This window comes from Fulvivirga aurantia, assembly GCF_009711475.1.
GTDB classification, from domain to species: domain Bacteria; phylum Bacteroidota; class Bacteroidia; order Cytophagales; family Cyclobacteriaceae; genus Fulvivirga; species Fulvivirga aurantia.
Window position 1 is genome coordinate 1 of record NZ_SMMD01000855.1, and the last position, 11,794, is coordinate 11,794.

An 11,794-nucleotide genomic window follows, 5' to 3' on the forward strand; every position below is an offset into this window, starting at 1 on the left:
CTATGTAGGTAACTATGGCATCTATATTTCTATAAGAAGCGCCTACACTTAATAACTCATAAAAAATAACGCCAGCGTTAATATCCAAACTCAAAGGAGAGCCTTCTTGTGCTCTTATTAAAAGAGAGGGCACAAGTTGTACACTTTTCATTCTGTTGAGTGGAATAGTAACACCACCATTAAGATAATAATACCGTGCGGATCTTATTTCGTTGATAGCATTTTCTATCTCAGCTTTTTCAAAACCGCTGTTGAGTAAAAACGGTACAGAAAAACCGGCAAAAAATAAATCATTATGGAAGTACAGGCCTGCACCAAAATTTGGCTTTATTTTATTATTAAAATTAGCAAAAGATGGGTCATCAGGGCTGTCAAGGTTTAAAGCGCTAAAGTCAGCACTTAAGATATTCATGCCCGCCTGCAATCCCATGGCAAGTTTTCCGGCTGGGGTTTTAATGATGTAGCTGTAGCTACCATAAATATTCTTATTAGAATAGCTACCAATCTGATCATCAGTAATTAACAAACCTGTACCTACACGGCCATTAAATAAGGCAGTGTGTGCACTAAAGGTTAGTGTTTTTGGGGCACCATCGAAGTTTACCCATTGGTTTCTATACATAGCCGTGGCACTAAATTGTACATGACTTCCTGCGTAAGCAGGGTTTAGTACCAAGCCATTGAATATATACTGTGAATAAATAGGGTACTGCTGAGACCTGACGGTCCCAGCAGCAGCCATTAATAATATAAGGCCAAAAAGTAGACGTGTTATAGTTTGAACACTTGTCTTCATTTAAAAAATTAGTTTACAATTTCAAGATATCCTGATAGTGGCTTAGAACCATCATTTTTATCAATTACGTAAAAATAAGTACCATCCGGAAGGTCTGTGCCTATTGGGCTCATGCCTTTGTTAGATACTCCGTCAAATAGTTTTGAAGCATTATCATACCCTTGTGTTTCATATACAAGTGTTCCTGCTCTATTGAAGATTTTAACTACGTTTTCAGGGAAACTAGAGATACAGTCAATTTTGAAGAAGTCATTTTGTCCTCCGTTACCTCTCGAAATTCCATTGAACGGATTTACTTCAGTCTTAATTTCCACCTCTTCAGTCACTTCACATCCAAGAGCAGTCGTAATAGTAATGGTATACAAACCTTCAAAAGTCTCTGTTAGATTAGGGCCTAATACAGGGCTTGTAAGGTTGTCACCGGTCCATACGATTGATTCTACTTCGACATCGTTTGTCAGTCTCATTAAGGCAAAACCATCATTAGTACCGCAAGAAGCATTTCCAATTTCAAACTCCATTTCTGGATATTCAAGTATTTCAAGAACCTCTGTGGTCACAGGATTTGACACACAACCCGTAATCAGGCTTGTTGCTACAACTGTATATTGACCTGCAGCAAGATCTGAAATAATCTCACCAGTAAAGTCTTCATTGCTTCTCACTTCACTACCCATATACCAATCAAATGTATAATTGCTGGTGTTTCCATCTATATGTGCCTGAAGCTGACCAATATCGAGAGTACAATGCGTATCATGGCTCAAAACAAGTACAGTCGGATCTGAAACTTGTGGAAGGTTCTCAGTTATGTCCACAGTTTGCGTACTCGTGCAAAACGTAATAAGATCAGTTGCAATAACCCTGTATTGTCCAGCCTGCAAACCTGAAAATTCAACTCCTGTATAATTAGGATTATTGGTGGTATTATCCTGAGCAAACCAATCAAACCTATAACCAACAAAACCACCCTCTACGGTTGCTCGAGCTACTCCATTAGCCTTGCTGTCATCGCATACTGTCATTGGTGCAAGTTCTTCAACCACAAGATTAGGTGTAATCTGCTCATTAGTAATAGTAACCGTAGCAGAGTTCTCACAGAATGAATCATTCCGATCAGTAGCAGTTACAGTATAAACACCTTCTGGTAAATTAAGGGCATCTGAGGCTGTTCCACCTGAGTTAGTGGTTGAAGCTACAATAGCTCCACTAGAGTTTCTCCATGTAAAATCAAACGTACCATCAGAAGTAACTACAGCGAAAGCCGATCCATCAGGACTATCACAATTTGTAACAGGCGTAGCTGACGCAACGATGACTACCGGGTTGACTTGCAATTCCAATTCATATGTTTCGTAGTATAGACAGCCGGTATTAGTGTCTTCAACTTCTATCGTATAAAAACCAGCACCCAGACTAGCATAAGTCTGACCTGCTGTACCAAGGGTTCCGGTATTGTCAGTCCCATCATACCACTGATATGTATAGCTGGAAGGCCCCACAGCTTCCACGAAAAGACTACCATCACTACTTTCACACCTTTCAGGGTTATTGAAAGTATTAAGTATAATAGAAGGCTCAACTGTAGTGTCTTCTATTTCAAATTCGTGCAATGCAGCCGCACAACCGGTAGCAGCATTTGAAGCTCTCACGAAATAGATCCCTGGAGTTAAATTGCTGATTTCTGTCTCTGGAGCAGGATTAGGCAACAAGTTCTGGTTTGCATCTAACCATTCTATGTCATAATCTATCAAGTTACCGTTAGATCCATTTTCCAGAATGTTAGTGATTTCAGCTGCACCTAGATCAGCAGTACAGCTAGACCATGGTGTGATCGAAAGGTCAGCAGAAGCAATACTTACAGTAGTTGGGTTTGCTACCACACTATATGTTGCAATTGCAGAACACTGAGTAGCAATATTAAGCACTGCTACCGTGTAAGTACCTGCCACAAGATCATCAGCGATTTCACCGTTTACGCCTGCAGTTGTACCCGTAGTAGTGCCTAGAGGATCTGCTGATGTATCGCTGCCCTCGTACCAATTAAAAGTAAAGTTTGCCGGATTCGCCCCACCATCAACTTCTACCTCAATAGCACCTGTTCCTGTTGCTCCAGAACAGTTTACATTTGGAGAAACACTGGTTTGAGCTAATACTGGGTCAGTAGCAACCAGGTCAACCTCAGCTACGACTAATACTGTACAGTTACCTAAGGATGCATCAGCCAACGCCTCTATGGTATAATTACCACTCGCTAAGTTAGGGAAAGGGTAGTTTGTAGTTCCTGCTACACCTGCTTGGGTAGCTATAGGAGCAACCGTGACATCACTACCTGCATACAGATTGATGGTATAATTTGACTCATCGAAACCTGCAAGAGGGGTTGGAGTCAATTGAACTTCAATGCTTCCATCATTATTAGGATTACATGTTGTAGCATCAACTACATTTACAACAGAAAGCTGGTGGGCATCTGCATAAGGTAAATCGAATACTTCAGTATTAGAACAACCGTTATCAAGATCTGTCGCCACCACAGTATATAAACCGGATGTTAGGTTATTCGCCTGTGATGTATTAACACCATTCTCAGAAAAGAATGGAGAGCCTGAAACCACAGAGCCAGCATACCACTCAATTAAGAATCCACTTGCATTACCAGGTGAATTAACTGTTACTGCAAGCGCACCGTCATTGGTGTTACAATCATTTGGAACAGAAACAATGGCATCTGTCTGTGTAATGTTAACAGTTGCATTGTCTATTACCTCGATGGTTTGTGAGTTAGCTAAACAGTTCCTTGTATTGTGAAATGCTTGCACAGTATAAAACCCAGGTACAAGATTGCTTAATACATTCCCAGTTTCGGTATAATCAGGAGTAGCTTTTACGCTGCTGCCGTTGTACCATGAGAATGTATAGTCGCTCTCTGAGTCAACGTCTACATTCACCGTGATGGTACCATCAAAAGGAGAACATGTAGTTACCGGTTGGGCACTAAGATTCATATTTGGCACAACTACCTCACTGGCAACTGTGGTTTGTTCCGCTACTGAGCAACCATCGGCATTTGTTAAACGCACAGTATAAACACCAGCAGGTCTGTTATTCAAGGTAGCGGTCGTACCGATTACCGAGGATGAAGTGTTTGCTCCTGCAAACCATTCGATAGTAAAATCAGAAGGATTACCAGGGAATGATACACTAACAGCGCCATTTGGCTGTGAACTATCACATGAAGTCATCGGTGAGTTTGATGTGCTTGAGATCGTAGGTGCTGTGGTCTGATCTATTGTAACCGTTACAGGCGCAGAAGCACACTGTGTGGTACTGTTTGTAGCTATTACGGTGTATTGTCCTTTAGGAAGGCTGTTCACTGTGCTACCTGTAAAATCAGCTGTTGGTTTTTCTACAGTACCACGGTACCAGGCAAATGTGAAACCGGAAGTTGAGCCTGCCACATCCGCTGAAACACTTCCAGAGTTGGCGTCAGAGCAAATGATATCAACAGCTGATGCATTAACAACTGGTGTTACGGCTTCGTCAGGGACTTCGATAGATTCAATGGTCTGGCATCCGGTTGCCTTATCTACAACTAAAACTGTGTAAACGATGGGCTCAAGATTAGATGCAATATGGCTCTTGCTTATGATTGCACCGCCTCCAACTGTATTTCCTTCGTACCACTCGTAATTAAATCTACTTGCAGGCTCTCCACCATTGACGGAAACTGATAATTGGCCATTAGGATTCTGGCAATTATTGTAAGCATTATCAACAGAAATTACTGCACTTATTGTCTTTTCAACATCTACAATTACTACTTGTACTGTATCTGAATTACAGTGAGCAGTTTTATGCGTGGCGTACACTGAGTAAGTACCAGCAGCCAGGCCTGAATATATAGCTCCGGTGTAATCAGGTGCACCTGATGCAGAGGTGCCATTAAACCAGTAAAAGTCATAATCTGTAGTATTTTCTACACCACCCACAAATCTAAAAGCTCTGGCAGAACCATTAGGAGGTACTGAAGCACCAGAACAAACTATATTGTCAGTTTTTTCTGCAGACAGCGCAAACGGATTAGGTATTACGTCACCTGACTCTATGTTATTGCCATAATCACATTCTAAAAAGTCAGTATTTGGTAATGAGATAGGCGTTGGTACTGTTGTACCTGCATCATTGAGTACTACAAATAATGTAAATGAATTGCCTGAACCTGTTACTGGCAGATCTAAGGCAGTTTGTACCTGGCCAATGCCAAGTCTGTTGAGCGAAAGCGTTTCTGTGCCTAATTTGATGGCTCCTGGTTGGGTTGGGTCACCTTCATAAAATGAAACCGGGACATTACCCGTTAACTCAACATCACCAATGTTTTCAAACTCAAACGTAACCGTAAAATCAGTATCCGGGCAATCTGGTTGATTGATTACAAGAGAATTATCTACGATCGCCAAATCAGGCGCTGCATAAGTAGGACAACCTTCTGAGTTTAAGAAAGGCGATTGGTTGAGAAATCCGTTAAGAGGTCTATTAGGGCCTTGCGTACAGCTGCCTGTCGACCACACCAAATGATGTTTTTGCTGATTTACAGGGATACTTAAATCATCATTAACATTTACATTGAAATAACCATGCTGATTCCATAAACGTCTTGCCGGAACCCAGGGCTCGCCACCTGACTTAAATACTCTAACCTGAGAATTTTCAGAATAGCTAAGGTTATTAAAGTTTGCCCACGCATCGGCATCATCGGTTCCGCATGGTACGCAAATTTCTGTTGAGCCATCCGCATCAACATCTGCTACGATGGGGTATTCAACATTGGTACGGGAGATGCATCGTTGTTGTGTAAACACACTACCGTCTTCTCCTTTAATAATATATAACCATTGCTCATCACGATATACAACTTCCATTTGTCCATCTCCATTAAAGTCGAACAAAGTACAGCCTGTATAGCCTGAAGTTTCTTCATTAATTACAACTCTCCAACTACCAGTTTGTCCATCAACTATTTCAAAGTTTTCATCTAACGCATAGAGATATCTACCAGAAACGAACGAGACATTGAGTTGCCCGTCACCATCAAGGTCACCGATATTTAACCTACCGGTACCGCCTCTCCAGCCTTTTAGGTAATCGTTGTTACCTGTTTCGGCAGCCGTTAATGGATCGCTAAAGGTCTTTACTGTATTATTTTGTACATCCCAGAAAAAGACAGTGGTTACACCATTTGCATCTTCACCACTGGCAATTACATCAAGAAAGCCATCTAAATTGTAGTCTGCTACACTTGTAGAGTTTTCAGAATGCTTAACTGCGTAAGGGATTGGCATACTGGCGATTTCTGTAAGGTTACCAGCATCTGCAGTTCTTGATCCAAGGTTTACGCTGTATATTTTACCACCAGACACCAATTCCAGGTCCTCATCACCTAAAATATCTACGGCAACCGGTCCGGCATTAAGGTTATTCCATTGGCCGTCATTACCAGCTACGAGGCGTGTACCGTTTACAGGATCTCTGATCTCGTCTTTATAATACATCTCAGGCTGGCCATCACGATCAAAGTCGGCATAACCTAAATGAACAGGGTCTGCTTCGAAGGCTTCTGAAGTCCACTTTGGATCGAGGTTACAATCCATAGCCACAATTCTATACTCACGATAAGCGTTATTTCTTCCCGGAGGGTCTATGTATTCATAATCAATAGCGTATACTTCACCGCAATTGTCATCTTCTACGTTGGCCATTGATATTCTCCAACGGGGATTTTTTACATCAGCTACAGCTTTTACCGAACCGTCATTTCCATTCAAAATGTATACTTCATCAGTATACCTGTTTTGAGTGGCAATTTCTGGTATACCGTCTCTATCAAGATCACCGATTGCTATTCTACCGATGTGGTTGGCTGTTTTATTCGGGGAGGAAAAATCCATGGCCAGGGAGAATGCCGGAAATTCCGATGGAGTAGCTTCACAAGAGGCATCATTACCTGTGTAGAAGCCATCACACTCTGTACAACTGGCACAGTCTGAATCGAAACAATCGATAAAACCATCTCCATCATTATCTATACCGTCACCACAAGTACTGCCGCAAGCTTCCTGAGCTGTTGCTGAGGTCGCCATCAGCATAAGCAAAAAGACAGGCAGGGTTAATAACAATCTTTTCATTTTAGTAAGTATTAGTTGAAAAATAGACCTCACTATAGACAAAAAATAAAGTAGCCAACTTTAATCTTTAATTGTTCAAACCGGCAATAGGTAACAGTTGATGTAAGAAAATCTTTAATTTGAGTGCCAATTAAATAGAAAAATCTCACTATACCGCGTCAAATCACCTAAAAAATGCAAGTTTTTCTGCGAGGGCTTTAAAATTACTTTAGTAAGGTTATGCTTCCAGATTTCACAATTCCGACATCATCGCATTTAATTACGTAGTAATAGACACCACTTGGTAGCTTTTTACCTCCATAGGTACCTTCCCAATCGTTGTTGTATGGTTTGGCATCAAACAGCTTATTACCAGCCTGATCAAATATTTCTACCCCGCATATATTGAACTGGTCAATTTTTTCAATTTCCCAAAACTGATTTTTTTCATCGCCATTGGGTGAAAAGTATTTTTTAGGGGTTAGCAAGCTTCCAATTTTATCTTGAAGGACTCTGATTTCTATCTCTGCGGAACCAGGACAGCCATTAGCACCTTCTCCATTGACGGAAAAAAGCGTGGTGAAGAATGGGTTTACTTCAATTTCAGCAGAGGAGGGGTCATTTACGATTGAATCTGGCTCCCAGTTGAATGAAGCAAGTCCTGAAGCCGTGATTATTACAGCTTCGCCTGGGGCTATATTGTTTCGGGAACTGATGATTTCAACCTCAGGTGATGTTAATTTTGTTAAATCTATTTCTGCTTCCCCAAGGCAACCTAATTCGTCTGTCAACGATACTGAGTATGTGCCTCCTTCTGTTACATTGATACTGGCTGTAGCTTCACCAGTACTCCAATTGTAATTTTCAAATCCTTCAGGAACGGTAAGTTCTACTTCGTCACCTTCGCAAAATGATGTTGCTGAAGCTGTTATTGATATGTCTACCTGGCCTTCGATTTTTATCTGTTTGGTGATTTGATCACTACAACTTAGATCATTATAATTAACTGTGAGCGTAACATTATAAGTATCAGCATCCTGGTAGGAGTGAGACGGGTTTTGTTGCGTTGAAGTCACACCATCTCCAAAATCCCACAAATAACTAACATTTGAATTTTCTAGCGTTGATACATCTGTAAACTGTATGGAGACGTTTGTGCAGGAATTATTCAATGAAGAAAAGTCTGCTGTTGGCAGTGATAATATCTCTACACTAAGATTATTTGTGGCTATAGCCGGGCATGACGGGTTCATAGTGTCTGATGCTTCTGCATAATAATTGCCTGAAACAGTGGGAGAGTAAGAAATACCAGTTGCTCCAGATATCAAACCAGAGTCGTTATACCATTGGTAGGTAAAACCAGGGTTATTGGGTGATATGGATAGTGTAACCGGACTCCCTTCACAATAGGTGCCTGAGCCCGACTGAGAGACAGAGAATTCCGGAGAATTGATAGCCTCTACAAGTATACTCACAGTTTCGATCACACAGTCACCGGAATAAATATCAAGGTAATATCGGCCAGTGTTGGCAAATCGAAAATCATTGATGGTCGGGCTGCTGATGCGTCCTGTCGCTGTGTAACCCTGTGGGCCTCTCCATTCATATTTTGTAGCACCTATATTAGCTGCCTCCAGGGTTAATGTACCACCAATGCATACAGGTTCACTTGGTGAAATTATGCTGCCTGGTGGTAAGGCACCGGCTGCTTTTACTTCTACTGTAACTGCTGTTGAAACTTCAGTGCAGGAGCCACCTTCACTTATTACAGTTACGGTATAATCCCCTGAAACTGCGGCATCAATAAAGTTATCAGCTCCAGTTTTCTCCAGCGTAGCATCTCTGCGCCACTCATATGTGGCACCCGGTATACTTTGCGTTGTGAGCGTTGATGTATTGCCATTACAAGATGAGATTGGCCCTCCAGGCTCTATGACTGGCGTGACGCACTGGTTGTTTCTTAGTATAGATATGCGGGAGGCATTTATTCCGTTAGCTTCATCGTCTACACTGGAAAATACCAGATCTGGTTTAGTGTCTCCATCGATATCAGCTGCTTTTATATTTCTGTTTATGTAAGTTACAGGTATTGATACTGTGTTAAATCCACTTCCAGTATTATTTAATATGTTCACAGACAAACCAGTACCTACCGTTGCAATCACAAAATCGTTTAGCCCGTCTCCATCCATATCGGAAAGATCTATACCCCATGGTCTGGCACTTGTTGCAATTTGCTGTGCACTTGAAAAGGTTGGGTTGGCTCCAACACTCGATGTTTGATTGATAAAAAAGGCAATTGTAGAGCTTAAGAATAAGGTAGCTGCGATATCCGGTTTTCCATCATTATTGATGTCAGCAACCTTTAAATTCACAAATGTACCTGAGCTGTTATTTTGACTGAATGCATCAAAAGAAAAATTGCCAGGTGTACTTTTATTGTTTGCAATGTAAAAACCACCTCCATCTGTGAAGAATTGGCTGACAATGATTTCTGGTTTTCTGTCTCCGTTCAGATCCTGCACTTCAATACCTGCTGTACTACCTGCATTGCCAACAGTCAGTTCAGTAATATTGCCTGTATCAAATGATAGTGTGCCCGCAACTGTTGTATTTTTGATTAGAAAAACTTTGTTTGTAGACTGGTCTGTGACAGTTAGGTCCGGATGACCATCTAAATCTAGGTCATTGATAGCCACTCTTTTGGTTGAGGCTCCTGTCACAGTAATAGTTTGCATAGTAAATGAGAGCGATCCGACAGGGCTATTATTAATAAGGATGAAAATCCTGTTGCCATCGTCTCCTTCTGTAAATACTACTTCAGGTTTACCGTCTCCGTTTAAATCGCCACAGGTAACATTTAAAGTTTTAGCATTTAGGTTGATGGGTGTTTTAGAAACACTCAAAGTGCCAGGTGTACTTAAGTTGCGTAAGATCGTGGCACGATTGTTTTTTGAGTTGGCTCCCACAATATCATTCTTGTCATCTCCGTCTAAATCACATACGCATATATCGTACAGTCCGTCTTCGGCTGTCAAGTCTAGTTGTGTGTCAAAGTCCGTGGCCGCTATCCCATTAGTTCCTCCAAAACTTGAAAAGAATCGCGAAGGGGCGTAGGCAGTTCGGTCAGAGGTTGGGTTTAATACGCTGACATTGTCAAAAGTAGCAGAGGTAGGTACCGTGGCTTCAATCAGTTGGTCAGATGAGCTTATAACTGTGCCTTCTACACTACCAAAAAATACCCTTGACCCAGCTTCAAAATTACCCCCCTTAATATTAACAGTCTGACCCGAATAGCCAGATGTCGGGGAAACATTTTTTATAACCGGAACCTGCGCAACTACTGATAAAGTCAAAAAGCTAAATAGACAACTGAGTAGGCAATATTTGACAGTCAATTTCATGTAAGTTGCTTTTGAATAAGTTAATGAGTTGGAAGTGGTAATTGTAACCTACTCATCTACTATGATTATTTTTACGCTTTTAAATTTAGTCAGTTCTGCAACTGCTTTCTTTTCTTTATTGGCTTCTTTACTAGAGGTCGTCTTATATGTATAGACATAATATCTACGACTGTTTTTATTATAAAAGATGTCTGTAGTTAGGTCTTCTGCATCTTTTAATCTTCTTACCAGATCATCGGCTGAGTTAAAATCGCGGTATTCTTTAATAACTACGTAAAACATTTTTCCGCCTTCAAGCTCCTGGTCTCCACCGGTTTGTACATCATCTTTAGAGAACCTGGCCTCGTGGGTTTCTTTCTTCACTATAGTTCTTAGAATTGGCTTCGTTTTTTCTAATTTCTTTTTCTCACCGATTCTAATTTTTAGTTGTACTTCGTGTGTGCCTTGCTCAAAACCCGTGACTTGGTTAGACGCGGGTTCGTAAGCATAGCTAAAACTCATGGCACCTATGTTAAGGCCAAATAATCCTGATGGGCCATAATTGAATCGGTATGCTCCACCGACCCATATGCTTTCGCCTATATGCAATGTGGCCAGTACTTCGGCCTGATTGCCTGTAAGGGCTGAGTATCGATATATACCATATATTTGTAAGGGTGCGTATGCATCTTCTAAAGCCACTCTTCGGTTTATACCACCTCTTCTTCTCGTAACAATTTTTTTATCCATCTTACGCTTGAAGTAACCCATTACCACAACTTCGTCTAGCGGTGAGAAGTCATATGATTCGAAATCCTGGGCATTTATAAAATTTGGCCTAAATAATCGCGGTAGGGCAAAACCCAAATTAAATCCTGTTGGTGATTTAATTTTCATTCCAAAATTGGCCGCTGGTTGCATGTTGTTATTGGCAAAATCAGATAACACAGGGTCATCCAGATCTTCTATGTCTTCCAGGTCAAGGCTGTTGGATGTAACACCTGCTGACAACCCAAAATGCACAGTAGCCTCTTTTGTGAGGTAAACAGTGTACGCATACGTGGCCATAAAATCAGTAGTGGTAATGAGGCCCCTTTGAAAGTTTCTGACATTTACACCTAGTGCCCATTTTTTATAGTCAAATGGTGTTTGAAAACTCAATGTAGAAACTACAGGCGCACCTTCGATACCTCTCCATTGTTGTCGGTGATTGAGCGAAACACTCATGAAAGCATCGGTACCGGCCTCAGATGGGTTGAATAAATAAGGGTTGGTGTAATAGTGATTGTACACAGGAATTTCCTGCGCATGACCGGTTAGAGCACAAATCGTGAGAAGAAAGATAGACAGTCTACAAAAAAAATGGTCCATTTATGGATGGATATTTGTCGCTAAATAGAAAAAAACCAACTACACGACTTAAAAAAATGCCTATTACACTGCAATATATC

At 41.1% G+C, this 11,794-nt stretch carries 4 protein-coding genes; all 4 read right to left on the reverse strand.

Annotated features, from left to right (window positions below; genetic code table 11):
* A partial coding sequence (locus tag E1176_RS13020; protein WP_155211070.1) for a PorP/SprF family type IX secretion system membrane protein occupies positions 1-796 on the reverse strand: 796 nt, incomplete at its 3' end.
* Positions 797-804: 8 nt separating this feature from the next.
* Positions 805-6,981: a T9SS type B sorting domain-containing protein gene (locus E1176_RS13025; RefSeq protein WP_155211071.1), complete on the reverse strand. Its 6,177-nt coding sequence runs from the start codon at positions 6,979-6,981 to the stop codon at positions 805-807.
* A 203-nt stretch (positions 6,982-7,184) separates the two neighbouring features.
* Positions 7,185-10,364, reverse strand: coding sequence for an FG-GAP-like repeat-containing protein (locus E1176_RS13030; protein ID WP_155211072.1), 3,180 nt, complete (start codon positions 10,362-10,364; stop codon positions 7,185-7,187).
* Between the two features lie 48 nt (positions 10,365-10,412).
* Entirely contained in the window at positions 10,413-11,714 is a 1,302-nt protein-coding gene (locus E1176_RS13035; RefSeq protein ID WP_155211073.1) for a PorP/SprF family type IX secretion system membrane protein, read from the reverse strand.
* Positions 11,715-11,794 lie beyond the last annotated feature (80 nt).